We start from the raw sequence: 25,389 nt of genomic DNA, 5'->3' as shown, positions 1-25,389 counted from the left end.
CGCGGACGCCTCAGGCCGCGGGGACGACCGCGATTTCGGTCTTGCCCGGGGCCTTGACCGGCAGCAGGACCAGGAGGCCGGCGAGCAGTACCGCCATGATGCCGAGGATGCCCCAGCGCTGGGCCTCGCCGGGGGCCACGACCGGGGCGGCCAGGGCGATGCACAGGGTGAACAGGGCCGGCGCGAGGAAACTCACCGCCCGGCCCGTGGTCGCGTACAGGCCGAAGAGTTCGCCGGATTCGCCGTGCGGGGCGAGGCGGGCCAGGTAGGCGCGGGACGACGACTGGGCCGGGCCCACGAACAGGCACAGGAACAGGCCGAACACCCAGAACGTGGTGGTTCCGGCCCAGGCCATGCCGAAGACGTCGTAGTTTCCGTTGCCGAGCACCAGGATCGCGGTGCCGGCAAGCAGCAAACCGGCCAGGGACGCGACAATCACGGCCTTCGGCCCGGTCCTGTCGTCGAGGAAGCCGCCGAGGATGGCGCCGACAGCCGCCACCACGTTCCCGAAGATCGCGAAGAAGATGACGTCCTTGAGTGCGAACCCGAAGGTGCCGGCCGCGATCACGCCGCCGAAGGTGAACACCGCGGCCAGCCCGTCCCGGAAGATGGCGCTCGCGAGCAGGAAGTAGATGGTGTGCGGGCTGGTGCGGTACATCGCCTTGATCCGCCGGACCAGCAGGCCGTAGGAGGCGAAGAAGCCCGGGCCGGCGCCCTTCCCGGTGCGCGGCAGCTCCGGCACGGCGAAAAGGACAGGCAGGGCGAAGATGAAGAACCACAGCGCCGAAAACACCGCCACCAGCCGGATGTTCAGGCTCTCTTCCGTGGACGCGCCAAACCACGCGAAGCCGGGCTGCACAAAAAGCTGGAGGACTGCCAGCAGGGCCACGATGCCGCCCAGGTACCCCATGCCCCAGCCAAAGCCGCTGACCTTGCCGATGTTCCGCGGCGTGGAAACCTGCGCGAGCATGGCGTTGTAGTTGACGCCGGCGAATTCGAAGAAGACGTTCCCCAGGGCAATCAGCGTGACGCCGAGGAGCAGGAACTCCGGCCGCGGGAATACGAAGAAACACAGCCCGGTGAGCAGCGCGACGGCGGCCGTGTTGACCCCCAGCCACAGCTTGCGCCGGCCGCCGGTGTCCGAGCGCTGCCCGGTGACCGGGGCCAGGAGGGCGATGGCGATGCCGGCGACGGCCAGCGCGGCGCCCAGGACGGCCGAGGCCTGATCCTCACCGCCGAACGGTGCGGAGGTCAGGTAGACGGTGAAGACAAACGTTGTCATGACGGCGTTGAAGGCCGCCGAACCCCAGTCCCACGAGGCCCACGCGAGGACCCGGCCCTTGTGCGAGGCTGGGCCTCCGGATTCCAGGTCCGACGGCGGTCGCATGGCCTCGGGGGCGGCGGCAGTGTTCATAGCCAGAATGGTAGCCGCCGCAAACGCTACGAATTGTGCAGGCCCATGGTGTCCCTCGCAAAAGAATTTGTACACGCTTGGTAAACTGTGGGCACCGAACCTAACAAATGACCCGCCTGCTCCAACTTGCTGATATTCGAATTTCTGACGTTGCGGAGACACCAGTGATCACAGTCCTTGCCGTGCACTTTGCGGTGGCTGCTGTGGCACCGCTCCTTTTCCGGAAGTTCGGCAGGAATACATTCTTCGCCCTGGCCGCCGTCCCCGCGGCCTCTTTCATTTGGCTTCTGTTCCAGTACGGCGCCATCTATTCGGACACCGGCTCCTCCGCGTCCGGGGCCATCACCGAAGTACTGCCCTGGGTCCCGGGGCTCCACCTCGAGCTCGCGTTCCGGATGGACGCCCTGGCCTGGGTCATGTCCCTGCTGGTCCTTGGGGTGGGGACTCTGGTGCTCGTCTACTGTGCCCGGTACTTCAAGGACAAGGACGATTACCTGGGCGGGTTCGGGGCGCAGCTCCTGGCCTTCGCCGGTGCCATGTTCGGGCTCGTCACCGCCGATGACCTGCTCCTGATGTTCGTCTTCTGGGAACTGACCACGGTACTTTCCTACCTGCTGATCGGCTACGCACGGACCCGGCTGTCCGCGCGGCGCTCGGCGCTTCAGGCGCTCGTGGTGACCACCGCGGGCGGGCTGGCCATGCTGATCGGGCTCATCATCCTCGGCTCGGCGGCCGGCACCTACCGGATCCAGGCCATCATGGACCTGGCCCCGGCGCTGGTCACCGGGCCCGCCGCCGGAGCGGTCAGCGCCGCCGTCGTGCTCATCCTGGTCGGTGCGATCACCAAATCCGCGCTGATTCCGTTCCACTTCTGGCTCCCAGGCGCAATGGCAGCCCCGACGCCGGTGAGCGCCTACCTGCACGCGGCGGCCATGGTGAAGGCCGGCATCTACCTGGTGGCCCGCCTGGCCCCCGGATTCGCCGGGACCCCGCCGTGGCTGCCGATCGTGCTCGGCCTCGGCCTGGCCACCATGCTGGTCGGCGGCTACCGGGCCCTTCGGCAAACGGACATCAAGCTCATCCTCGCCTACGGCACCGTCAGCCAGCTCGGCTTCCTGACGATGGTGGTGGGCCTCGGCACGCCCGACGCGGCGCTCGCCGGCCTGGCGATGGTCCTGGCGCACGGACTCTTCAAAGCCACGCTGTTCCTGGTGGTGGGTATCATCGACCACCAGGCCGGGACCCGCGACACCCGCAAACTGTCCGGCGTGTACAGCTCGGCGAGGGGCCTGGCGATCGTTGCGGCGATCGGTGCCGCCTCCATGGCGGGGATTCCGCTCACGGCCGGTTTCGTCGCCAAGGAATCGGTGCTGGAGGCCTTCCTCCACTACGGCGCCGAACCCGGGACGGGGCTCGGAACCGGGCCGTGGCTCCTGGCCGGCATCGTACTGGGGTCCGTCCTCACGTTCGCGTACAGCGCCCGGTTCATGTGGGGCGCGTTCGCCGTGAAGCCCGGCGTGACGCCGACCCCGTTCAAACCGATCAAACCTGCCTTCCTCGCCGCACCGGCCGTCCTGAGCGTCCTGACCATCCTGTACGGGCTGTGGCCGGCCCCGGTCGACGGCTGGATCCAGCCCTACGCGGAGCTCTTCGTGGAGCCCGGCACGCCTCCTCCCGGGCACCTGGCGGTGTGGCACGGCCTCACCCCGGCCCTCGGGCTGACCGTGCTGACGTTCGTCCTGGGCCTGGCCATGTTCTACGGCCGCGACGCCGTGGACCGGCTGCAGGCCCGGGTCCCGGCCTGGATCGACGCGGACCGGGCCTACCAGCAGACGATCGGCGCCCTGGACGACACCGCCGTCTGGGTCACCGGCCGGACCCAGCGCGGTTCGCTGTTCTTCTACCTGTCCGTCATCCTGACCGTGGCGTTCGCCCTGCCGCTGACGGTGCTGCTTGTGGCCAATAAGCCGCTGCCGCAGGGAATCTATGTCATTGATCCGGGATCGCCGCTGCAGATTGTGGCCGGCACCGGCGTGGTGATCGGCGCCCTGGCCGCGGTCCGGGCCAACAAGCGGTTCCTGGCCGTGCTCATGGTGTCCGTCACCGGCTACGGGATCGCCATGATCTTCGCCCTGCAGGGTGCCCCGGACCTGGCCCTGACCCAGATGCTGGTCGAGACCATCATCCTGGTGGCGTTCGTCCTGGCCATGCGCAGCCTTCCCGCGGGGCTGCGCGACCGGACCGGAGGAAAATACCGGGTGATCCGCGTCGTGATCGGCCTGGCATTCGGCGTCACCATGATCTTCGTCGCCATCCATGCCCTCGGCGCCCGTGTGGCGGCACCTATCTCGCTGGACTTCCCGCAGCTGGCCTACGAAGGCGGCGGCGGCCTCAACGTGGTCAACGTGACCCTGGTGGATATCCGCGCCTGGGACACGTTCGGCGAGATCTCCGTCCTGGCGCTCGCCGCCACCGGTGTGGCCAGCCTCATCTTCGTCCGCGGCCGCGGCGACCGGCTCCGCGCGTCCGCATCCGTCGCCGAAGGGACGGTCGGCCGGCGGTCCCCGGCCAGGGGCGGCAGCCGGGAGGACGCGGCGCTGGCGATGAACCGGAAGTTTGCCGCCGCCGCCCGCGACGCGTGGCTGGTGGCCGGCAGGACCCTGGCGCCTGAGCGCCGTTCGATCATTTTCGAGGTGGTGACGCGCCTGATCTTCCACTCGATGATCGTGTTCTCCATCTATCTGCTCCTCGCCGGCCACAACCTGCCCGGCGGCGGGTTCGCCGGCGGCCTGACGGCCGGTATTGCCCTGACGATCCGCTACCTGGCCGGCGGCCGGTTCGAACTCCGCGAGGCCACGCCCGTCGGCGCCGGCACCCTGCTGGGAATCGGCCTGGCCACGGCCGCGGCCGCCGCCATGACGCCGCTGCTGCTGGGCGGCCAGGTGTTCCAGAGCGCGATCGTGGAGCTGTGGCTGCCCGTGTTCGGCGACATCAAGTTCGTCACCTCGACCATCTTCGATATCGGCGTGTACATCGTGGTGGTCGGCCTGGCCCTGGACGTGCTGCGCAGCCTGGGCGCGGAAATCGATGAGCACTTTGAGGAACCTGCCGAACAGTCCGAGGACCAGGACACGGACGGAGGCGTTGCCGCCCCCGCGGATACGGCAGCCGTGGGCGGCACGGCAACCGTCGGTGTGGACGCCGTTGACGCCGAAACGACCGGCACGGGGAAAGCATGAGCATCAATCTGACCCTGCTGATAGTCATGGGCGCCCTGTACGCGTGCGGCATTTATCTGATCCTGGAACGCAGCCTGACCCGGGTCCTGCTGGGCCTGATGCTGCTGGCGAACGCCACCAACCTGCTGATCCTGGCCACGGGCGGCTACGCCGGGCTGGCTCCGCTCTTTGACAAGAGCATCCCCGCGGGAGACTACAACGACCCCCTGCCGCAAGCCCTGATCCTGACCTCGATCGTGATTTCCTTCGCCGTCACGGCCTTCATGCTGGGCATCATCTACCGGACCTGGGTCCTGGCCCGGCAGGACGAAATCCAGGACGACGCCGAGGACCGCCGCGTCGCGGAAACGCCCAGTTTCGACGCCGAGGACGACTCCGTCATTCCCGTCGAGACCTCGGAATTCCCGCTGGCCGCCAGCGGCGCCGGCGCCGTCATGGCCGGCGACCGTGCCGTGCGGGCCGAAACGGCCGCCTCCGAAGAGCAGCCCGGCTCCCTCAACGTTGACCCCAGCCCGGAAGGAGGCGGAGAGTGAACATCGCCAGCTTTGCCCCGCTCGCCGTCGTACTCCCCATCCTGGGCGCCGCCCTGACCTTCATGCTGATCCGCTACACCCGGGCCCAACGGGCGGTCAGCATCGCCCTGCTATCCGTGACCCTGCTGCTGGAATGCTGGCTGCTGGCTTCCGTCTGGGACGGCGGGACCGCCGCCGTGAATATCGGCGGGTGGCTGCCGCCGTGGGGCATCGTGATGGTGGTGGACCAGTTCTCCTCGCTGATGCTTGTGGTGTCCTCGGCCGTGAGCCTGGCCGTGCTGATTTACGCCACCGGTCAGGGCATGGCCGACGGCGACCGTGACGCGCCGGTCTCGATCTTCCACCCCACCTACCTGATCCTCGTGGCCGGGGTGTCCAACGCGTTCCTCTCCGGAGACCTCTTCAACCTCTACGTCGGGTTCGAGATCCTGCTGACCGCCAGCTACGTTCTCATCACCCTCGGCGGGACGGGCCCGCGGATCCGGGCCGGCGTGACCTACGTGGTGGTCTCCGTGGTCTCCTCCGTGCTGTTCCTGATCGCGATCGCCATGGTCTACGGCGCCACGGGAACCATCAACATGGCCGACCTCGCCATCAAGCTCGGCGACCTGGACCAGGGCACCCGGACCCTGCTGCACGTCATGCTGCTGGTGGCCTTCGGCATCAAGGCCGCCGTCTTCCCGCTGTCCTTCTGGCTCCCCGACTCGTACCCGACCGCGCCGGCGCCGGTCACGGCCGTGTTTGCCGGGTTGCTGACCAAGGTGGGCGTCTATGCAATGGTCCGCACGGAGACCCTGCTCTTCCCCGGGGATGCGCTCAACGCCCCGCTCATGATTGCGGCGCTGCTGACCATGGTGGTCGGGATCCTCGGCGCCCTTGCCCAAAGCGACATCAAGAGGCTCCTGTCGTTCACCCTGGTCAGCCACATCGGCTACATGGTGTTCGGCCTGGCGATGTCCACCGTGGCCGGCCTGGGCGCCGCCGTCTTCTACGTGGCCCACCACATCACCATCCAGACAAGCCTGTTCCTGGTGACCGGCCTCATTGAACGGCGCGGCGGCAGCTCCTCCATGGACCGCGTGGCGGGGCTGGCCAAGCTCTCACCGGTCCTGGGGGTGCTGTTCTTCATCCCCGCCATGAACCTCGCCGGGATCCCGCCGTTCTCCGGTTTCCTGGGCAAACTGGGGCTCCTGCAGGCCGGCGTCGAGCTCGGCACGCCGCTGGCCTACGCCCTGGTGATCGGCGGCGTGCTGACGAGCCTGCTGACCCTGCTCGCGATCGCCCGGGTCTGGAACCGTACGTTCTGGCGCAAACCGACCGACGCGGAACACCCCGACCCTGTACTCCTGGCCGAGCCGGAGGCCTCCGCCGACGGCCGCCGGACCGGGACGGCGACCGTGAACCTGCTGCCGCGGACCATGGTGGGCTCCACGCTGGGCCTGGTGGTCTTCGGCGTGGCCCTGACGGTCTTTGCCGGACCGCTGTTCCAGGTGGCCGACCAGTCCGCCCGGGAGATGCTGGAGCGGACCCCGTACATCCATGCCGTGCTCGGCGAGGACGCGCCGGTTCCCGCGGCCCTGCCGGGCCGGCAGGCAGGCGGCGGAAAATGAGCCGCAAACGGATCTCGCTGCGCCAGGAGCTGCCGCTGCTGGTGTGGCTCGTGTTTGTCTGGGGCGCCCTGTGGCAGAACTTCAGCCCGGGCAATCTCCTCTTCGGCGCCCTGATCGCCGTGGTGGTGGCGCGCCTGTTCTACCTGCCCCCGGTGGAGCTCGGCGGCCGTTTCAACGTGCTCCGCGCCGTTCCCTTCGCCTTGGTGTTCCTCGGGAAAGTCGTCGCGGCGAGCTTCCAGGTCCTGTACCTCGCCGTGGTTCGTGGCCCGCGCGTGGTCAGTGCGATCGTAGCGGTGCCGCTGCGCAGCCACTCGGACCTCCTGGTAACGGCCACCGGGCACGTGATCTCGCTGATCCCGGGCTCCCTCGTGGTGGAGGTCGACAGGTCCACCTCCACGCTCTACATCCACGGCATCAACGTCCGGAACGCCGATGACGCTGCCAGGCTGCGCAAGGAGGTCCGGGACACCGAGGCCGGGCTGATCAGGATCATGGGGAGCAAAGAGGAACTGTCCGCACTCGCACAGGAGGCTCCCGCATGATGCAGATCGTCCTGACGGTGACCGCCGTCGTCCTTTCCCTGGCCGCCGCAGGGGCGATCATCCGGATCGCGCGGGGCCCCTCGCTGCTGGACCGGGTGCTCGCCGCCGACGTGCTGCTGGCCATCTTCGGGGCGGCCCTGTGCATCGACATGGCCGCCAACCGGCACCTGAACAACCTGATGCTGCTCGTGGCGATTTCCCTCATCGGCTTCGTCGGCTCCGTCACTGTGGCCCGGTTCGTGGCCGACCGGAGGGACAACGTCCGTGAATCCTGACACAGTGATCGACGCCGTCTCCGCCGTGTTCATGGTGACCGGGGCGCTGATGTCGCTCGGCGCCGCCATCGGGCTGCTGCGGTTCCCCGACCTCATGAGCAGAATGCACGCGGCCACCAAGCCGCAGGTGCTGGGATTGTTCCTGCTGCTGGCGGCCCTCGGCCTGCAGGTGCGCACCTGGTGGGTGTGGCCCGTACTGGTAGTCGCCTGGCTGTTCCAGCTGCTCACGGTGCCCGTCTCGGCGCACATGGTGGGCCGGGCCGGCTACCGGACCAAGCACCTGCACCCGGAACTGCTCAGCGCCGACGAGCTCGAGGCCGTCGTGCAGCAGGCCGCCCGGCAAGCCGCCCGGCAGGCGGACCGGCACAGAACGGACGACGGCGTGCCAGAATCCTCACATGAGCAAGGAACGCAGTGAACTGAAGAGCATCGGGTACGAGATCTTCATCGGCATCCTGTCCACCCTGTCGATCGTCAATCTCGTGCTGTTGTACGTCGTGCAGGACAAGTCGCTCGGCACTGTGCTGACCGTCATGAACGGCCTTTTCAGCCTGATCTTCCTCGCCGACTTCATCTACCGGATCACCACCGCGCCCTCGGCGGGGGCGTATTTCTTCAGGCACTTCGGGTGGGCGGACCTCCTGGCCAGCATGCCGTTGGAGCAGGTCAAGATCCTGCGCGCCTTCCGGCTGGCCCGCGTGTTCCGGCTCCTGCGCGAGGTCGGCGTCCGCACGGTCGGCCGCACCCTGAGCAAAGACCGCGCCGGCAGCTCCCTGTACATCCTGCTGGTCATGGGCATTCTCGTGCTGGAATTCGGGAGCCTTGCGATACTCCGCGTCGAGCAGGGCGTCCCGGGAGCGAACATCACCACCGCCTCGGATGCCCTCTGGTACACGATCGTCACGATCTCGACAGTCGGCTACGGCGACAAGTTTCCCGTCAGCGACGCCGGCCGGATCATCGGATCGGGCATCATCGTCGTCGGGGTCGGCATCTTCGGAACCTTCACCGGCTACCTGGCCACCTTCTTCCTCTCACCCAGGAAGAAGGAGACCGCACCGCCCGTCGACGCGGGCGGCACCGGCAGCCCCGGTTAGACGACGTCCTGGGACTTGGCGAAACGGGTGATCGCGCGCTGGGTGCCGCGGTTGGCGAGCACCTGGATGACGGAGCTGACCGAGGCCGAGATCAGGGCGAAGGTCAGTGCCTGGCGCAGCGTGGTGGGGACGTCCTCGTCGTCGCCCTTGGGCGGCTTGTTGCCGGTGGACTTTTCCCACAGGGCGTCAACGAGCTTGGTGCCGGCGAAGCCGGCCAGAAGACTGACGCCGGTGCCGAGCAGCTTGATGAGGAAGTTCATTCTTCGGACTCCTTGATGGCGGGAACAGGGCTTCCCCTAGCCTAGCCGTCCGGACCCGCGCGTCGGGACAGGGCCGTCGAGACAGGGCCGTCGGGTCAGGGCCGTCCAGACAGGGCCAACGTCCCTGTCCCGCGGCGCCGGCCCGGACGTACCCTCCGAGGATGGAACAGCCCCCGGAGGCAGGCGGTCAAAGCTGGCGGCAGCTCTACCTTTGGGCGGGGATCGCCTCGGTCGCATTCGTCGGTTTGCTGGTCCTGGCACTCGTTTTGGACTTCCTGGCCCCGCCGCCGGTCCACGGCGGCGCGGAAACCCTGGAGTTCATCGCCCGGAACAAGGGCACCTATATCGCTGAACAGCTTCTCTGGACCGTGTCCAACATTCTTCCGGTGCTGGTGTTCGTGACCCTCTTCGTGGCCCTGGCCCCCGTCAACAAGAGCCTGGCCCTGCTGGCCGCTGTGATTGGAGGGCTGCCGTGGGCGCTGTTCCTGGCCATTCCGGTCACGACCCGCGGATCGCTGATCCTGGTCTACCTCAGCGACCGGTACACCGCCTCGGGCACCGCCGGGTCAGGAGACGGCCGGCTGACCTATGCCACCGCCGCGGAGGCGGTGATCGCCGAGAACAACACGCCCGCCGTCGCCGGCGTCCTGTCGGCGCTTGGCATCCTGCTGATCTCGCTGCCCATGCTCAGGGGCGTGCTGCCCCGGACGGTCGGCTGGCTCGGGGTGGCGGCGGGAACGGCCGGAATGATTGCCGAGGCGCTGCGTTTTGCGGTTCCGGATGTCTATCTGGCGTACGGCGTCCTGATGTGGGCCTGGTTCGCCGCCGTGGGAATCGCTTTGATCCGGCTGGCCCTGAGAACTACGCGCGGGCCCGGCGCGCGGGTCCTTCCGAGGCCTGGTCCTCCGCCGGCCTAGCGGCCCGGGGTGAGGACCGCCCGGAGGGCCTCGACGACGAGGTCGTGGTCCGCCTTCTGTGGCAGGCCGGAGACAGTCACGACGGCGACGGCGCCCGTGCCGCGCACATAAATGGGGAACGCTCCGCCGTGGGCGGCGAACTCCGTCTGATCGAACCAGCCGTTGTCCTCGATCCGGCCGCCGGCGGCGCGGGCGCGCAGGCCCACAAGCAGGGACGGGACCTCGTACCGCTGGGCGGTGCGCTTCTTGGCGTTGATCCAGCGCTCGTTGTCCGGGGTGGCACCGTCCAGCGCCGCGTGGAACAGGACCTGCTCGCCCTTAGTGATGTCGACGGCGATCGGCAGCGAGCGTTGCCGGCCCAGCTCCACCAGGAGCAGGCCGAGGTCCAGGGCGTCGTCCTTGCTGAAAGCGGCGAACTGGAGGGCATCCATTTCGGCCAGGACGCGGCCGATCAGCGCCGCCAGGGAACCGTGCGGCTGGGGCTCGCTGGAGTCGGGGTCGTACTCAGGTACGTCGTCCGGATTGTGGTCAGCGTTGTGCTCCGCATTGCGGCCCGGGGAGGGAACGGGTGTGGCCGGTGTGTGCGTCAAGGTGGTCCCGCTTTCCGGTGGGTGACAGGTTTCCGGTGACAGGGCCGCACGCTGGCGGTCCCGGGTGGCCGACACGACGACTCTACCAAGCGGGTGTTCCCGGCCGGCGGCCCTGGCCGGGGAGCGGGCCCGATTGTGACAGCCCGGCACTGAAAACCCGGCCATCCGGGTGTAAACTGGGCCAGCCCACAAGGGCAAGATAATCACGACAGGGGAGCGCCGCCGTCGGGCCTCGCCGGAACATTTCCGGGGATACCAAGGGTGGGCGCTGAGAGTGCGGACAGCCGCAGACCCTCGAACCTGATCCGGTTAGTACCGGCGCAAGGGAGTCGAGTTCTCAGGGTGCGCGGAGGGCGGCGGAAGCCGAGGCCGGCCGGAGCACCCTCCCCTCCTGTTCCTCAGGAGGACGACATGACAGATATTTCAGCACAGCAAGGCTCCACCGGCCGTTCATCGGCCCGGCACCATTACAACTGGCGCGTGGTGGACATCGTGGTGGCAGCACTGATCGCCGTGGCCGGCGGCGTCATCTTCTGGGCGTGGTCCCAGGGTGCCAACCTCATTTCAACCCCCGTCAACGCGGTCTACCCGCCGCTGACCGGACTCTACGCCGGCGGCTGGATGATCCCGGCAGTGCTGGGCATGCTCATCATCCGCAAACCCGGCGCGGCCCTCTTCTGCGAAACGGTCGCGGCCACGGGTGAGCTGATCATGGGCTCGCAGTACGGCACCACGGTGCTGATCTCCGGTGTCCTGCAGGGCCTCGGCGCGGAGCTGGTCTTCGCGGCGTTCCTGTACAAGAAGTTCAACCTGCCGGTGTCCCTGCTGGCCGGGGCCGGTGCCGGCCTCTTCTGCGGCCTGAACGACTCCTTCCTGCCGTGGGGCTGGAACATCGCCTACGAAGCCGGCGACAAGCTCGCCTACATCATCTTCACCACCATCTCCGGTGCGGTCATCGCCGGCGGACTGTCCTGGCTGGCCACCCGCGGCCTGGCCAAGACCGGCGTGCTGGGCTCCTTCGCTTCCCGCAAGGCGGCCACGGAGCCGGTCTTCTCCTGACGCCGGCCCCTGGAATCGGCAGACGCATCATGACACCAACACCGGCCGTCCGCCCGGCCGCCGTCACGGCTCGCGGCTGGGGCTGGCGGCACGCCGGCCGGTCCAGGCCTGCCGTCAGCGGCCTGGACCTGGACATCCGCCCCGGGGAGCGCGTGCTCCTGCTGGGCCCCTCCGGCGCCGGCAAGTCGACGCTTCTCCACGCCCTGGCCGGGGTGCTCGGCGACAGCGCCGCCGGGGCCGCCGGACCGGCCGGTGACGCTCCCGGCGCCGAGGACTCCGACGAGGCCGGAAGCCTGCTGATCGACGGCGCCGTGCCGCGAGCCCGGCGCGGCCGCGCCGGGCTCATGCAGCAGGACCCGGAAACCCAGGTGGTGCTGTCCCGCCTCGGCGACGACGTCGCGTTCGGCGCAGAAAACCTCGCCGTCCCCGCCGCGGAGATCTGGCCGCGGGTGCGCGAGGCGCTCGAGGACGTCGGGCTGGGCCGGCTGCCGCTGGACCACCCGACGTCGGCCCTGTCCGGCGGACAAAAGCAGCGCCTGGCGCTCGCCGGGATCCTCGCGATGCGCCCCGGGCTGCTCCTGCTCGACGAGCCGACCGCCAACCTGGACCCGGACGGCGTCCTGGAAGTCCGCGACGCCGTCGGCCGGTGCCTGGACAAGACCGGCGCCACCCTGGTGGTCGTGGAGCACCGGGTGGCGGTCTGGAAAGACCTGGTGGACCGGATCGTGGTCCTGCAGCCCGGCACCGCCACGGACCCCGCGGTCCTGATCGACGGGCCGCCGGACCGGGTTCTGGCCGAGGCGCGGGACATGCTCATCGGTGCGGGCGTCTGGGTGCCGGGCCATGTGCCAACGGCCCGGGTCCGGACCGCCACGGCAGCGGGGGAGCTCCTGCTGTCCGCGGACGGGCTCGCGGTCTCCCGTGAACGGCCGCGGCGGGCCGGGCTGCGCAAAGGATTCCGGGCCATCGCGCCGCGCCCGGTGCTGTCCGGCGTCTCGGCCCAGGTCCGTGCCGGCGAGGCCCTGACCATCACCGGGCAGAACGGCTCGGGGAAGTCGACCCTGGCGCTGACGCTGGCCGGTCTGCTGCGCCCCGTGGCGGGGACGGTGTCGGCCACGCAGGAACTCAGGGGTCCCGTCGTGGGCCGCGTAAGCGCCGGCGCCGATCCTTACCGGTGGAAGGCCCAGCAGCTGATCGCCCGGATCGGAACCGTGTTCCAGGAGCCCGAGCACCAGTTCGTCACCGGCAGGGTCTTCGACGAGCTCATGTTCGGCCCCCGCCACCTTGGCTATGGCGAGGAACGCGTGGACGAGCTCCTGGAACGGCTCCGGCTGACCGGGCTTGTGGACGCCAACCCCTACACGCTCTCGGGCGGCGAGAAACGGCGCCTCTCGGTGGCCACCGTCCTGGCGGCGCACCCGAAGGTGCTGATCCTGGACGAGCCCACCTTCGGCCAGGACGCCAACACGTGGGCCGAACTTGCCTCGTTCCTCGCCGAACTCCTCGACGCCGGCACCGCGGTGGTGTCCGTGACGCACGACGCCGAATTCTCCGCCGTCCTGGGCGGCACGGAACTCCGGCTCGGCGCAGGGGGTGCGGCCGCCGTAACCGCTGCCGCTGCGGACCGTGAACTGCCGGAAGCGGCCGCGCCATGAGAGCCGAACTGAGCCTTCGCGGCAACCACGCACTGCTGACCCGCGCCAACCCGCTGGCCAAGTTCACCGCCGTCCTGCTGATCACCATGGTCCTGGCGCTGTCTATTGACTGGGTGTCGGCGTCGGTGGCGCTGGCCTGCGAACTCCTTCTCTTCCCGCTCGCCGGCCTCACGCTCGCCCTGCTGTGGCAGCGCGGCTGGCCGCTGATCCTCGCCGCGGCGCTGGGCGGCTGGAGCACGGCCATCCTGGCGCCCGACGCCGGGGCCGTTCTGGTCGACGCCGGGATCTGGTCCATCAGCGCCGGTTCCCTGCAGCTGGGGCTCGGTTTCATGCTCCGCGGCCTGGCGATCGCGCTGCCGGCCGTGCTGCTCATGAGCTGCACCGACCCCACGGACCTGGCCGACGCCCTGGCGCAGAACGCGAAGCTGCCACACCGGTTCGTCCTGGGCACGCTGGCAGCCATGCGCCTCGTCGGGATCATGGCCGAGCAATGGCAGACCATCGGAATGGCCCGGCGTGCCCGCGGCGTGGGTTCGAGCGGCAGCCCCTACCAGCGGTTCCGGGCCACCCTGGGCCAGAGCTTCGGGCTGCTGGTGCAGGCGATCCGGAGCGCGTCCCGGCTGGCGGTGACGATGGAGGCGCGCGGGTTCGGCGGCGCGGCCCGGACCTGGGCCCGGCCGTCGACGTTTAGCGGACTCGACATCTGGGTGCTCCTGGGCGGGCTGGTCATAGCGGCCGCAGCCGTCGCCGCGGCCCTCGGCGCGGGCACCTGGAACCTCGTATTCCTCGCCCGCCAGTAAGGCACGCCCCACCGTTTATCGCATGGTGCGGGTATGCGTGTGACATTCACGGCATTCCGGCGCGGATGTCCCGAGTTAATAAATCATCCGTGATATTTTCGGGACATGACGCAACCGACTGCTGAACACGTAGGCCTGCTGCTCCGCGAAGCGCGCGGCGCGAAAGGCTGGACCCAGGGACAACTCGCCGCCGAGCTCGGCACCAGCCAGAGTGCGATCGCCCGGATGGAACAGGGCAAGCAGAACCTGAGCCTGAAAATGATCCAGCGTTTGGAGACGATCGTCGGGCACAGCATCGTCAACGTGGGCCGGCCCCAGATGACCCACCTGCGGGTCGAAGGCGCACGGACGCTCTCCGGTGCGGTGGACGTCAACAGCAGCAAGAACGCCGGCGTCGCACTCCTGTGCGCCAGCCTCATCAACCGGGGCACCACCACGTTGCGCCGCCTGGCCCGGATTGAAGAAGTCAACCGGATCGTGGAGGTGCTTACCAGCATCGGCGTCGAATGCACCTGGCTCAACGCCAACGACCTCCAGATCCGCCGCCCCGAGGTCCTGGACCTGGACTCCATGGACGTGGAGGCCGCCCGCCGCACCCGCAGCGTGATCATGCTCCTGGGTCCGTTGCTGGATGAAGCCGGCACCTACCGGCTGCCCTACGCCGGGGGCTGCGACCTCGGCACCCGCACCGTGCAGCCGCACATGCAGGCGCTGCGCCAGTTCGGCCTCAGCGTCGAGGCGAAGTCGGGTTTCTACGCTGTCCAGGCGCCGCCGTCGGACAGTTACGACCGCTCCTTCGTGCTGAGCGAACGCGGTGACACGGTCACCGAGAACGCCATCATGGCCGCCGCACACCGCCGCGGCACCACCATCATCCGCAACGCCAGCCCCAACTATATGGTGCAGGACCTCTGCTTCTACCTGCAGATGCTCGGCGTGGAAATCGACGGCGTCGGCACCACCACGCTGAAGATCACCGGCCGCCCGTCGATCGACGTCGACATCGAATACTTCCCCTCCGAGGACCCGATCGAGGCAATGAGCCTCATCACCGCCGGCATCGTGACCAACTCCGAAGTCACCATCCGCCGCGTCCCGATCGAGTTCATGGAAATCGAACTCGCCACCCTGGAGCAGATGGGCCAGCGGCTCGAGGTGTCGGGGGAGTATTTTGCCCGCAACGGCCGCACCCGCCTGGTGGATGTCACCACCAAGCCTTCGGAACTGCGGGCGCCGGAGGACAAAATCCACCCGATGCCCTTCCCGGGACTGAACATCGACAACCTGCCGTTCTTCGCGGTGATCGCCGCCAACGCCCACGGCCAGACCATGATCCATGACTGGGTGTACGAGAACCGGGCCATCTACCTGACCGAGCTGAACAAGCTGGGCGCCCAGGTGCAGCTGCTGGATCCGCACCGGATCTACGTCAACGGGCCCAGCAAGTGGCGCGCCGCCGAGGTGGGCTGCCCGCCGGCCCTCCGTCCCGCCGCCTGCCTGCTGCTGGCCATGCTCGCGGCCCGCGGCGTCTCTGAACTGCGGAACATCTACGTCATCGAGCGCGGCTACGAGGATCTGGCCGAGCGCCTCAACACCATCGGCGCGAAGATCGAGTACTTCCAGGACTGACCCGGTGTCGGGGGTAGCGCGTGTCGGGAGATCCTGACGCACAATAGAGTCATGCGAACCTTCGGCGCGGAGGAAGAACTGCTGATCGTCGACCCTGAATCGGGCCGGCTGCTTGCCCTCGCCGATCTCATGCTGCCCGGCCTCCTCCCGCCGGGGAAGGACGTCACCGGCGTCGGCCCGTCGCAGCGGCCGGTGCACGCGGAAGCCGACTTCAGCTACGAGCTCAAGCTTGAGCAGATTGAGACCCAGACCCGGCCGTGCCTGGATTACACGGAACTTCTCCGGCAGCTCAGGAAGGGCCGCGGGCTGGCGGACGGCGCCGCCCGGGTGCACGGGGGCCGGGTCGCCGCCCTGGCCACCTCGCCCCAGGGCGCCGCCACGCACCTGACCCCGAAGCAGCGGTACCAGACCATGCAGGAACGCTTCGGGCTTACGGTGCGCAACCAGCTGACCTGCGGCCTCCACGTCCACACCTATGTGGAGTCCCCGGAGGAGGGCGTGGCCGTCATGGACCGGATCCGGGACAAACTCGCCGTGCTGATCGCCCTCAGCGCGAATTCCCCGTACTGGAACGGCGCGGAAACAGGGTTCGAAAGCTACCGCACCCAGGCGTGGAACCGCTGGCCGGGATCGGGCCCCACCATGATTTTCGGCAGTCTTCCGGTCTACCGGCGGGTGGTGACCCGGCTGGTGGAAAGCGGCGTCCTGATGGATGAGGGCATGATTTACTTCGATGCGCGGCTGGCCCGGCTGCATCCCACGGTTGAGGTCAGGGTCGCCGATGTCTGCCTGCGGGCTGAGGATGCGGCGCTGATCTCCGTGCTGGTCCGTGCCCTGGTGGAGTCGGCGGCGCGGGAATGGAACGACGGCGTCGATCCCGCCCCCGTGCCCACGCTGCTGTTGCGGATGGCCGCATGGCAGGCCAGCAACTGCGGGCTGCGCGGGCAGCTCCTGGACTTCGGAACGTTCACCCCTGCCCCGGCCGCGGACGTCGTCCGGGCACTGGTGGACTTCGTGGCACCCGTGCTGGAAGAGCAGGGCGAGCTGGAACTGGCGCGCGAGGGCGTCGAACGGATCCTGGCGGAGGGCACGGGTTCGCAACTGCAGCGGGCACCGTTCCGGGAAGGCGGCCTGGCCGGCGTCGTCGAACGGGCCGTCGAAGTGACCATGCAGGGCGCCGTCACCGGCGAACCGGACGCCGCCTTCCGGGGCTGACCGCTTCCCTAGACCTGTTTGAGCGCCTGCCCGAGGTCGCGGATCAGGTCCTCGACATCCTCCAGTCCCACCGACAGGCGCACGACGCCGTCGCTGAGCCCGATTGCCGCGCGGCCCTCCGGGCCCATGGCCCGGTGTGTCGTGGTGGCCGGGTGCGTGATGAGGGACTTCGAATCGCCGAGGTTGTTGGAGATGTCGATGATCCGCAGCGCATCCAGGAGCGCGAAGGCGGCCTCCTTGGCGGTGCGCCCGGGGGAGGGCGACAGCTCCAGAGTGAGCACCGTGCCACCGGCCTTCATCTGCTTCGCGGCGAGCTCATACTGCGGGTGGGACTTCAGCAGCGGGTACTTCACCCAACTGACCGCGGGCTGCTCTTCAAGCCATTCGGCCAGGCGCAGGGCGGAGGCGGAGGAGTGGCTGACGCGCAGGGCCATGGTCTCCAGGCCCTTGGTCAGGACCCAGGCGTTGAACGCGGACAGCGACGGTCCGGTGTGCCGCATGAGCTGCTTGACAGGCCCGTCGATGAATTCCTTGCTGCCCAGAATGGCCCCGCCAAGCACCCGGCCCTGGCCGTCGATGTGCTTGGTGCCGGAGTAGACGATCACGTCCGCGCCGAGGTCCCCGCAACGCTGCAGCAGCGGCGTCGCGAAGACGTTGTCCACCACCACGGTGGCGCCGGCGGCGTGGGCCAGCTCGCTCACGGCGGCGATGTCCACGATTTCCTGCATCGGGTTCGACGGCGACTCGAAGAAGACCGCCGTGGTCGGCGCGGACAGCGCGGCGCACCACTGGTCCAGGTCCGGGCCGTCCACGAAGACCGTCTCGACACCCCAGCGCGGCAGGATCTCGTTGAGGATCACGAAGCAGGAGCCGAAGAGCGAGCGGGCGGCGACCACCCGGTCGCCCGCCGCCAGCAGCGCGCCGAGGGCGGTGAACACGGCGGACATGCCGGACGCCGTCGCAAAACACGCCTCGGTGCCTTCCAGCAGCCGGAGCCGCTCCTGGAATGTCGCGACCGAAGGGTTGCCGTAGCGGGAGTAGACGAAGCGTTCGTCCTCCCCGGTGAAGGCGCGCTCTGCGGCGGCCGCGGACTCGTAGACGAATCCTGAGTTGAGGAAGATCGGCTCGGCCGTTTCCTGGAAACCGGTGCGGTCAAGGCCGCCACGGACAGCCTGGGTGTCGGCCGCCCATCCGGCGGCGTCAGGATTGAAGGTCACTTAATTCTTTCCAAGGTTGGTGGGCAGGCCGCGGTTCTTCCAGCCGTTGACGGTGCGGTCGCCAAAGCGGTCAGTTTCGCCTTCGAAGCCCTCGAGGACGTTGTATGAGGTGTAGCCGGCCTGCGTGGCGGCCGTCGCGGCGGCGATCGACCGGGCGCCGGAACGGCACAGGAACAACAGTTCGACGCCGGTGTCCTCCGGGGCCTGCCGCCGGAGCTCTTCGACGAAGTGCGGGTTCGGCAGGCCGCCGGAGAGGTTCCACTGGATGAAGAGCGGATCGTTGCGCCCAGTGCCTGCGGCCGCTGTGTCCGGGACGCCGATGTGCGCCCACTCGGCCTCGGTCCGGACATCCACCAGGATGGCGCCCGCTTCGAGCCTGGCCCATGCCTGGTCCGGGCTGAGGTCTCCGGCGTAGCTCATGCGTGGCCCTCGAAGGCTTCTTCCTCGCCGAACTCGCCGGTGTCGAGGTCATCGACGGCGTTGGCCACGGCGGCGTCCGCGCTCGCAATCGCCGACGGCAGGACCAGCGCCTGCGCCACGATGACGGTGCTGCCGTTGAACGTGGCGGCGGGGCTTCCGTGCAGGACATAGCCCTCGGCCAGGGCTGCAGACACCCGCTCGCAGAAGGCGCGGTCATCGGCGCCGGTAAACAGGCGGTAGGCCAGCTTCTCCTCGCTGGCGGATGCTGTACCGGGTACAGCGGGTGCGGATATGTCAGGCACGACGGATCTCCTCTTTCACGCTTGCAGCTCGAATGGTCGATATGCCGAGTATTCACCTGAGGCACCCCGCCGCGAAAGGGAGGGTTGCCGACCGGCCAGTCAGGGCTTGCCACCGGTTCTCATTACTCCCCAAGAACGTAACACTTACGACGCCGGCACGCAGTGCCGCCGTCGTCATGTTCCGTAACCGGGCCGCCGCCGCAGTGCCCACGCCGTGGCTGCGGCCAAGTAGTAGCGCGCTCCAGTTTCGGGTACTGCCCACTCGTGCCCGCCGGGGGGAAGCGCAGTGTACTGGGTGAATCGGAGTACTGGGGAACTGCTGAGGCAATCAAACTACGACGGAATGGAGTCACCGTGGGCCCGCGCATACTGGTTACCGGCATTGCAGGCGCCGCTGGCATGGCCGTCGCGGCCCAGCTTGCCGCGCGCGGCATCCCCTGCCTGGGCTCCGACGCCCGCGCCATCACCCGCCAGTCCGGGGACGCCCAGGCGGCGGCGGTCAAACTTCTGCCGGCGACGGATCCGGACATGGTCCTGGACCTGCGCCGGCTGGTGGACCGGGAAGCCATCAACGTCATCATCCCGACCCTCAGCGTCGAACTCCCGGTGCTGGCCGCTGCCCGCGCCGGATTCGGCCCGGACGTGCGGATCATTGTCGGCGACCCCGACGCGGTGGCTTTGGCCAATGACCACCTCTTCACCGCATGGGCCCTGCACGCAGCCGGTGTCCCTGTCCCGCGCTTCGCCGTCCCGGGCGACCTCGCCGCCGCGCCGGCCTCACTGGCGGGTCTCAACGGGCCGGTCGTCGTCAAACCCCGGGTCTTCAAAGGCTCCCGCGCTGTCCATCTGCTGGCCGGGACGGCCTCCGTGAACTGGAAGAACATGCCCTCCGGCCAGCTGGTCCAGGAATTCATCCCGGGCAGCGACTACGTCGCCCTGGTCTTCGGCACCCCGGCCCGCAACGCGATGGCGCCGGCGGCCGTGGTCCTGGAAAAGACCAAAACCCCGTACGGGCGGCCCGGAACCGACGAGGTGGCCCGCAGGGTCCCTGCCGGTGAGGCCGGGGATGTGCGCAAGCTCGGGCTGGCGGCCGTCCGCACGCTCGGCCTGACCGGGCCGGTTCAGGTCCAGATCCGGCGCCGTGCCGACGGCACCCCCGTGGTGCTGGGCGTGTGCGCGACGCTGGGGGAGAACAGCCGGTGGGCTCCGGAACTGCTCGACGCCGTGCTGGCCACCTTCATGCTGCCGGCGTTCAACCCGGCATCCTTCCGCCGCAGCCCCGCAGTGCCCGCGGACGCCCTGGGCTGAGCGAAACAGCAACGCGGGGTCAGATAGCGCCCATCCCGGACCCCGGAATGGGCTGTATCTGACCCCGCGTTGCCTGTCGGGAGGGGAGAACTATTCGATCGTGGCGAAGAGGGCGTTGAGCTCGGCCGTGAGCTGCCGGCGCAGTTCCGGCGTCCCGATTTCCTGGCCGTCGATGTGGTTCACGGGCGCCAGGAGCCGGATGCTGGAGATCAGCCAGACGGCGTCGGCATCCAGCAGGTCCTTCGGTTCCAACGGGCCGTAGCCCAGCTCCCAGCCGGCCGCCTTGGCGGCGGTGAACAGGGCCCCCTGGGAGGTGCCCGGCAGGATGCCGCTGTCCAGCTGCGGCGTGATGAGCCGGCGGACCGTGCGGACGCCGCCCGCGCCGTCGTCCGTGGTTTCCAGGTGCGCCAGCAGGACGGTCGACGTAGGTCCCTCCAGCACCCGGCCGTCCGCCGACGTGAAGATGACATCGTCCGCCCCGTGCTGTTGGGCGTAACGCAGCGCCGCCATGTTCACGGCGTAGGAGAGGGTCTTGGCGCCGAGCAGCAGCCAGGGGGCGCGTTCGCCGACCTCGCTGTCGTAGCCGCGGTCCAGCAGGATGACATCGAGCCCCGACTCGCGCTGCCGGCGGCCCGCCGTCCCGGGGGCGGAGGCCTGCACCCAGCAGGTGGGGGCTGCGGCGCCTTCCGGTCCGCGGGTGACGAGCAGCTTCACGACAACCTCGTCCTCTGCCGCGCCGCCCGCCGCGGCCACGGCAGGATCCTGGCGCCGGTATTCGCTGATCGCGGTGTCCACCGCACGCCGCCAGGCGTCCTCGGCGGGGATGTCCAGGTCCAGGAGGCGGGCCGAACCGGCCAGCCGGTTCAGGTGGGCCTGGATCTTGCGGGGCCGGCCGCCCACGGCAAGCAGCGATTCGAAAACACCGTCGCCGCGGGTGGCGCCGAGGTCCGTGGCCATCAGCTGCGGCTTGGACGCATCAGCCACGCGGCCGCCGTCGAACGCCGGGTCGAGGAAGACCAGGACGGTCGCGGACGCAGGCACAGAGGCGGGAGAGGTCATGGCTCCAGCTTAGTCCCGCCGGTCCCGGGATAGGATTTGCTCGTTGCCCGTTCCGGAACGGTTCCGCGGGCCTGGAGGTTGAGGGGTTCGCCTGTGCTGTGGCCATTTCCGCTGGCGGAGACACTTCCGTCCTGGGCGGTCCTGATCCTGTCCGTGATCGACCTGGCCATCCGCGTGCTGGTCCTGGGCATCATCCCCGGAAACCGGCGGCCCACCACCGCGATGGCCTGGCTGCTGTGCATCTTCATTGTGCCCACTATCGGCCTTCTGCTGTTCCTGCTGTTCGGGAACTTCCGGCTTTCCCGACGCCGCCGTGCCCAGCAGGAGGCGGTCAACACCCGCATCCGGGCGGGGACGTCGGAACTGCAGGCCGATGAAAGCCGCTACGCCGGACCCGAATGGGTGGCCTCCGCCTCGGAACTGAACAAGACGCTGGGATCGCTGCCCATGGTGGACGGCAACAGCGTCGAGCTGCTGCCCGGCTATCCCGACTCCATCAAGGCGATGACCGAGGCGGTCCGGGGCGCCAAATGGTTCGTCAACGCCGAGTTCTACATCATGAGCTCGGACCACGTCACTGATGACCTGCTGACCGCGATGGAGGACGCGGCGGAGCGCGGCGTGGAGGTCCGTGTCCTCTTTGACCACCTCGGATCGCTCCGGATCAAGGGCTACCGCCGGCTGACGGACCGGCTCAAGGCCAGCAAGATCCGCTGGCGGCCGATGCTGCCGCTGCGTCCCGTGCATGGCCAGTGGCGCCGTCCCGACCTGCGCAACCACCGCAAGATCATGGTGATCGACGGCGAAATCGCCTTCACCGGATCCCAGAACCTGATCGAGCCCTCCTACAACAACCCCAAGCACCGCAAGGTGGGCCGCGAATGGGTCGAGCTCATGGCCTGCCTGCGCGGACCGATCGTCACCACCCTGAATGTGGTCTTCGCGACCGACTGGCTCAGCGAAACCGACGAGTCCCTCGAAGAGCAGCTGGGGCACCGGCCGGAGCCGCATCCCGGAAACGTCACGGCCCAGGTAGTCCCCAGCGGCCCCGGATTCAGCACCGAGAACAATCTGCGGCTCTTCAACACGCTCATCTACTCCGCGCAGCACAGGATCTCGCTGTGCAGCCCCTACTTCGTCCCCGACGACTCGCTGCTCTATGCGGTGACGACGGCGGCGCAGCGCGGGGTCGATGTGGAACTCTTCGTCTCGGAAAAGGGCGACCAGTTCCTGGTCCACCACGCCCAGCAGTCCTACTACGAGGCCCTGCTCGAGGCCGGGGTGCGGATCTATCTCTACAAGGCGCCCTTTGTGCTGCACGCCAAGCACTTCACGATCGACGACGAGGTTGCCGTGCTGGGGTCCAGCAACATGGACATGCGCTCCTTCTCGCTGAACCTCGAGGTCTCCGTGATGCTCCTCGGTGAGGACATCGTCCAGCGGATCCGGGCCGTGGAGGACACATACCGCAGCATCTCGCACGAACTTGTGCTGGACGACTGGATGAAGCGGCCCATGAAGGTCAAATATGTGGACAACGTGGCGCGGCTGACGGCGACTCTTCAGTAAGGGCGCTGCCGGCGGGGTCAGCCGGGCGGGAACCCGGTCCCGAGCGCCGACAGGACCCCAAAGGCCTTGGTCCGGATTTCCTCGTACTCCTCCTGCGGCGACGAATCGGCGGTGACGGCGCCGCCGACGCCGAGGCTCAGTTCCGCGGTGCCGTCACCGAGGTCACGGACCACCAGGGTCCGGATCGCCACGGCGAGGTCGGCGGCGCCGTTGAGCGAGAAGTAGCCGATCGCCCCGGAGTACGCGCCCCGCGGCGCGGCCTCAAGCCGGTCCAGGATGGCCATGGTGCTGACCTTCGGTGCGCCGGTCATCGAGCCGGCCGGGAAACAGGCAGCGACGGCCTCGGCCCGCGGCATGCCGGGGCGCAGCCGGGCGTCGATGGTGCTCACCATCTGGTGCACGGTGGCGTAGCTCTCGATCGCGCACAGCCGGCTGACCGCCACCGACCCCGGGACGGCGAAGTGGCTGAGGTCGTTGCGCAGCAGGTCCACGATCATGATGTTCTCGGCCCGGTCCTTGGGCGAGGACGCCAAATCCTGCCGCAGGGCCGCGTCCACGCCCGGGTCCGCATCGCGGCGGCGGGTGCCCTTGATCGGCTCGGCCCGCATCCTGCCGTCGCCGGCGATCTGCAGGAACCGTTCCGGCGACGTGCTCGCCACCGCCAGGCCGCCGAACCGCAGGTAGCTGGCGAACGGGGCCGGGTTGCGGCGCCGCAGCTCCAGATAGGTCTGCCACGGGTCCAGGCCGCCGGTGCCCGCGGGGGCGGCAGCGGTGAGCGCGGTGGTCAGGCAGACTTCGTAGGTGTTGCCCTCGGCGATTTCCCGCTGGGCCTCGGCGACCTTGGCCTTGTAGCCGGCCTCGGCATCCCTGGCAGTGAAGGAAGGGGCGGTGAATGACGGGGCAGCGACGGGGGAGCCTGACGCTGCTGTGCTGCGAGGCGCTGCAGCGCCGGAAGCCGTCGCGGCCACGGCCGCGCGGGCTGCCGCCAGCCAGTCTCCGGCGTCGGCCGTGTCCAGGGCCAGCAGCCAGGCCGCGCCCTCGGCGTGGTCCAGGACGACGGCCCGGCCGGCGAAGATCAGGCAGGCATCCGGGGTGGCCGCGGCGACGTCACTGCCGCCGGTTTCGCGCTTGAGTTCGTAGCCGAGGTAGCCGAGCCAGCCCAGGGTGAAGCCGCACGGGTAGTCCTCCGGGGCGCGGAGCACTTCGTGGCCCCAGACGCCGTCGAGCCAGCGGAAAAACGGGCCGTCCGTGGTGACCGTGGCCTGGCCGGCGCTGACGCGGGTCCGTCCGGAACTGTGCCGGATTGCCTGGCCAAAGCAGCCGCCGTCGTCGGCCAGAATGCTGAAGCGGCTGCGTTCGGCGGCCTCCGGGGCCAGGCCCGCCGGGTCCAGCGAGGAGTCGAGCCAGACGGCGTTGCCGGAGCCGCCAAAAAGCGCCTCGAACAGCCGGGCGGCATCCGGCGCGGCGTCGACCCGTTCGGCCCGCAACGCCAGGCCGCCCCGGGCGGTGAGCTCGGGCAGCAGGGCGGGCCCGACGCCGGGAAGGTACTGCAGGGCGTGCAGGACATCGTCCGGGGCGGCGCCGTCCGCCCGGTTGAGCACGTGCACGTCGGCGCGGGCCGGGACGTCGTCGGCGGCCAGCCACTGCGCTTCCTGCGCCGCCCACTGGTCCCAGAAAGGTTCATAGGTTTCACCGTCCCGGGCCAGTGCGCGGGCGCGGCGGTCGGCGTCCGGGGAGTCCGCCCAGATCACGGCATCCAGCATGGGGCGGGCGGCGGCGGCAGCGGCGCCGACACCCTCCACCAGGACGACGTCGGCCGGGCGTGTGGTGCGGACCTCGCCGTCGTAGTGCCGCTCCCAGTCCCAGCTGACCCACTCAGCGGTCTCGCCGCGACGCAGCGGCGACAGCACGGTGGTGACGTAGCGGTCGATCCCCGCCGCGAGCCCGTTCCAGCCGGGATAGATGTCCTCGAGGTGGAAGAGCGAGACCTTGCGGTGCTCCCGGAGCCGTGCCGCCAGTTCGATGGCCAGGGTGGTCTTGCCGGAGCCGGACCGCCCGTCGATTGCGATGATGACGGGTGCGGGGCTCATGAAATAGAGCGTACCCGCTGCCCTGTGTAGCCCTGTCCCGTGCTGCCCAGTCCCGTGCTGCTTTCACCGTCCCGACGCCGGATCTCGGCGCGGACGTACTCCACGATCCCGGGGACGGCGGCGAGGATGAGGTTCCAGGTGGAGTCGAAGTCGGTGTGGCCGCCGTACCAGGGGTCCTCGATACCCTGCTCCAGCGGGTCCCTGTCCGCGACCGCGGGGTCGAAACTGCGGAGCATGCGGATTTTTGCCAGCGAGTCACGGTCCGGTGCCGCCTGCCGGAGCCAGCCGTAGTGGTCGACGTCGAGGGCCAGGATCAGCTCGCGGGTGCGGAACCACTCGGGCCGCCATTCCCGCGCCACGTGGCCGTCCGAGGCGATGTTCTGCGCCGTGAGTTTGCGCGCGGCCCGCGGATCGATGGGCCGGCCGGCCTCATACGCCGTGGTGCCTGCGGAATCCACGACCGCCCGGGTCAGGTGCCCGGCCCGGAATGCCTCCGCCAGCATGAGCTCGGCCATCGGGGACCGGCAGATATTTCCGGTGCACACGGCGATGATCCGGTACTGGCTCGACATTGAGGTCATAGCTAAGC

24 protein-coding genes and 2 riboswitches are annotated in these 25,389 nt (G+C 69.1%); of the genes, 15 read left to right on the top strand and 9 right to left on the bottom strand.

The features are described 5' to 3' along the window. Window positions 1–10 precede the first annotated feature (10 nt). Window positions 11–1,414 carry an MFS transporter gene (locus CFN17_RS04150; protein WP_208750102.1) on the bottom strand — a complete coding sequence of 468 codons (1,404 nt, stop codon included), beginning with the start codon at window positions 1,412–1,414 and terminating at the stop codon, window positions 11–13. A 164-nt stretch (window positions 1,415–1,578) separates the two neighbouring features. On the opposite strand from CFN17_RS04150, the gene CFN17_RS04145 reads away from it, so the two are divergent. From CFN17_RS04145 to CFN17_RS04115, 7 genes are read left to right on the top strand one after another with little or no spacing between them, the layout of a single operon-like run. Continuing rightward, complete coding sequence (locus CFN17_RS04145; protein ID WP_208750101.1) at window positions 1,579–4,653, top strand: Na+/H+ antiporter subunit A; 3,075 nt, start codon at window positions 1,579–1,581, stop codon at window positions 4,651–4,653. Beyond that, window positions 4,650–5,186 (top strand): Na(+)/H(+) antiporter subunit C, encoded by a 537-nt coding sequence (locus CFN17_RS04140; RefSeq protein WP_208750100.1) that lies wholly within the window; start codon window positions 4,650–4,652, stop codon window positions 5,184–5,186. Before CFN17_RS04145 ends, CFN17_RS04140 begins: the two co-directional genes overlap by 4 nt. Beyond that, on the top strand, window positions 5,183–6,796 hold the full coding sequence (locus CFN17_RS04135; protein WP_208750099.1) for a Na+/H+ antiporter subunit D: 1,614 nt from the start codon (window positions 5,183–5,185) through the stop codon (window positions 6,794–6,796). Before CFN17_RS04140 ends, CFN17_RS04135 begins: the two co-directional genes overlap by 4 nt. Next, window positions 6,793–7,338: a Na+/H+ antiporter subunit E gene (locus CFN17_RS04130; RefSeq protein WP_208750098.1), complete on the top strand. Its 546-nt coding sequence runs from the start codon at window positions 6,793–6,795 to the stop codon at window positions 7,336–7,338. The genes CFN17_RS04135 and CFN17_RS04130 overlap by 4 nt, the downstream gene beginning before the upstream one ends. Beyond that, window positions 7,335–7,613 (top strand): monovalent cation/H+ antiporter complex subunit F, encoded by a 279-nt coding sequence (locus tag CFN17_RS04125; RefSeq protein ID WP_208750097.1) that lies wholly within the window; start codon window positions 7,335–7,337, stop codon window positions 7,611–7,613. Before CFN17_RS04130 ends, CFN17_RS04125 begins: the two co-directional genes overlap by 4 nt. Next, window positions 7,603–8,031, top strand: coding sequence for a monovalent cation/H(+) antiporter subunit G (gene mnhG, locus CFN17_RS04120; protein ID WP_261792354.1), 429 nt, complete (start codon window positions 7,603–7,605; stop codon window positions 8,029–8,031). Before CFN17_RS04125 ends, mnhG begins: the two co-directional genes overlap by 11 nt. Beyond that, entirely contained in the window at window positions 8,012–8,710 is a 699-nt protein-coding gene (locus tag CFN17_RS04115) for an ion transporter (RefSeq protein ID WP_208750096.1), read from the top strand. Before mnhG ends, CFN17_RS04115 begins: the two co-directional genes overlap by 20 nt. Here CFN17_RS04115 and CFN17_RS04110 read toward each other — a convergent pair. Then, window positions 8,707–8,970: a DUF4235 domain-containing protein gene (locus CFN17_RS04110; RefSeq protein WP_208750095.1), complete on the bottom strand. Its 264-nt coding sequence runs from the start codon at window positions 8,968–8,970 to the stop codon at window positions 8,707–8,709. The two genes, CFN17_RS04115 and CFN17_RS04110, sit on opposite strands and share 4 nt — an antisense overlap. Window positions 8,971–9,131: 161 nt before the next feature. Between CFN17_RS04110 and CFN17_RS04105 the strand changes: the two genes are divergently transcribed. Then, entirely contained in the window at window positions 9,132–9,887 is a 756-nt protein-coding gene (locus CFN17_RS04105) for a DUF4386 family protein (RefSeq protein WP_208750094.1), read from the top strand. Here CFN17_RS04105 and CFN17_RS04100 read toward each other — a convergent pair. Further along, entirely contained in the window at window positions 9,884–10,477 is a 594-nt protein-coding gene (locus CFN17_RS04100; protein WP_395926165.1) for a heme-degrading domain-containing protein, read from the bottom strand. The two genes, CFN17_RS04105 and CFN17_RS04100, sit on opposite strands and share 4 nt — an antisense overlap. Before the next feature lie 200 nt (window positions 10,478–10,677). Continuing rightward, a riboswitch (TPP riboswitch) is annotated at window positions 10,678–10,822 on the top strand. A gap of 66 nt (window positions 10,823–10,888) precedes the next feature. Here CFN17_RS04100 and CFN17_RS04095 point away from each other — a divergent pair. The 5 genes from CFN17_RS04095 (at window position 10,889) to CFN17_RS04075 (ending at window position 16,835) form a co-directional block, all read left to right on the top strand. Further along, the gene (locus tag CFN17_RS04095) at window positions 10,889–11,536 is read left to right on the top strand and encodes an ECF transporter S component (protein WP_208750093.1); all 648 of its coding nucleotides are present in this window, start codon (window positions 10,889–10,891) and stop codon (window positions 11,534–11,536) included. Between the two features lie 29 nt (window positions 11,537–11,565). Then, the gene (locus CFN17_RS04090) at window positions 11,566–13,191 is read left to right on the top strand and encodes an ABC transporter ATP-binding protein (RefSeq protein ID WP_208750092.1); all 1,626 of its coding nucleotides are present in this window, start codon (window positions 11,566–11,568) and stop codon (window positions 13,189–13,191) included. Next, a complete protein-coding gene (locus tag CFN17_RS04085; protein WP_208750091.1) occupies window positions 13,188–13,991 on the top strand; it encodes an energy-coupling factor transporter transmembrane protein EcfT in 804 nt (267 codons plus the stop codon). Before CFN17_RS04090 ends, CFN17_RS04085 begins: the two co-directional genes overlap by 4 nt. Before the next feature lie 105 nt (window positions 13,992–14,096). Further along, window positions 14,097–15,620 carry a UDP-N-acetylglucosamine 1-carboxyvinyltransferase gene (locus CFN17_RS04080; RefSeq protein ID WP_208750090.1) on the top strand — a complete coding sequence of 508 codons (1,524 nt, stop codon included), beginning with the start codon at window positions 14,097–14,099 and terminating at the stop codon, window positions 15,618–15,620. Window positions 15,621–15,671: 51 nt separating this feature from the next. After that, complete coding sequence (locus CFN17_RS04075; protein ID WP_208750089.1) at window positions 15,672–16,835, top strand: glutamate--cysteine ligase; 1,164 nt, start codon at window positions 15,672–15,674, stop codon at window positions 16,833–16,835. 8 nt (window positions 16,836–16,843) lie between these two features. Here the strand turns inward: CFN17_RS04075 and CFN17_RS04070 are convergent, their stop codons facing one another. Genes CFN17_RS04070 through CFN17_RS04060 form a run of 3 tightly spaced genes read right to left on the bottom strand, consistent with a single transcriptional unit; the run spans window position 16,844 to window position 18,774 of the window. After that, window positions 16,844–18,052 carry an O-succinylhomoserine sulfhydrylase gene (locus CFN17_RS04070; protein ID WP_208750088.1) on the bottom strand — a complete coding sequence of 403 codons (1,209 nt, stop codon included), beginning with the start codon at window positions 18,050–18,052 and terminating at the stop codon, window positions 16,844–16,846. Further along, window positions 18,053–18,472 (bottom strand): rhodanese-like domain-containing protein, encoded by a 420-nt coding sequence (locus CFN17_RS04065; RefSeq protein WP_208750087.1) that lies wholly within the window; start codon window positions 18,470–18,472, stop codon window positions 18,053–18,055. After that, window positions 18,469–18,774 (bottom strand): DUF1737 domain-containing protein, encoded by a 306-nt coding sequence (locus tag CFN17_RS04060; RefSeq protein ID WP_261792353.1) that lies wholly within the window; start codon window positions 18,772–18,774, stop codon window positions 18,469–18,471. Before CFN17_RS04060 ends, CFN17_RS04065 begins: the two co-directional genes overlap by 4 nt. Before the next feature lie 12 nt (window positions 18,775–18,786). Further along, a riboswitch (SAM riboswitch) is annotated at window positions 18,787–18,901 on the bottom strand. Between the two features lie 227 nt (window positions 18,902–19,128). Between CFN17_RS04060 and CFN17_RS04055 the strand changes: the two genes are divergently transcribed. Next, window positions 19,129–20,082, top strand: a complete 954-nt coding sequence (locus CFN17_RS04055; protein WP_208750086.1) for a hypothetical protein — start codon at window positions 19,129–19,131, stop codon at window positions 20,080–20,082. Window positions 20,083–20,172: 90 nt separating this feature from the next. On the opposite strand, the gene CFN17_RS04050 is transcribed toward CFN17_RS04055, so the two are convergent. Further along, window positions 20,173–21,141, bottom strand: coding sequence for an aminodeoxychorismate lyase (locus tag CFN17_RS04050; protein ID WP_208750085.1), 969 nt, complete (start codon window positions 21,139–21,141; stop codon window positions 20,173–20,175). A gap of 93 nt (window positions 21,142–21,234) precedes the next feature. Here CFN17_RS04050 and cls point away from each other — a divergent pair, with 93 nt between their 5' ends. Beyond that, entirely contained in the window at window positions 21,235–22,710 is a 1,476-nt protein-coding gene (cls, locus tag CFN17_RS04045; RefSeq protein WP_208750084.1) for a cardiolipin synthase, read from the top strand. A 17-nt stretch (window positions 22,711–22,727) separates the two neighbouring features. Here the strand turns inward: cls and pabB are convergent, their stop codons facing one another. Together pabB and CFN17_RS04035 are read right to left on the bottom strand one after the other, a co-directional pair. After that, on the bottom strand, window positions 22,728–24,800 hold the full coding sequence (pabB, locus tag CFN17_RS04040; RefSeq protein ID WP_208750083.1) for an aminodeoxychorismate synthase component I: 2,073 nt from the start codon (window positions 24,798–24,800) through the stop codon (window positions 22,728–22,730). Then, window positions 24,797–25,381 (bottom strand): low molecular weight protein-tyrosine-phosphatase, encoded by a 585-nt coding sequence (locus CFN17_RS04035; RefSeq protein WP_208750082.1) that lies wholly within the window; start codon window positions 25,379–25,381, stop codon window positions 24,797–24,799. Before CFN17_RS04035 ends, pabB begins: the two co-directional genes overlap by 4 nt. Window positions 25,382–25,389: the final 8 nt, after the last annotated feature.

The organism is Arthrobacter sp. PM3 (assembly GCF_003352915.1).
In the GTDB taxonomy this organism is placed as follows: Bacteria; Actinomycetota; Actinomycetes; order Actinomycetales; family Micrococcaceae; genus Arthrobacter.
Note: the sequence above shows the minus strand (reverse complement) of the source record. Positions and strands in the feature narration are given on the sequence as shown.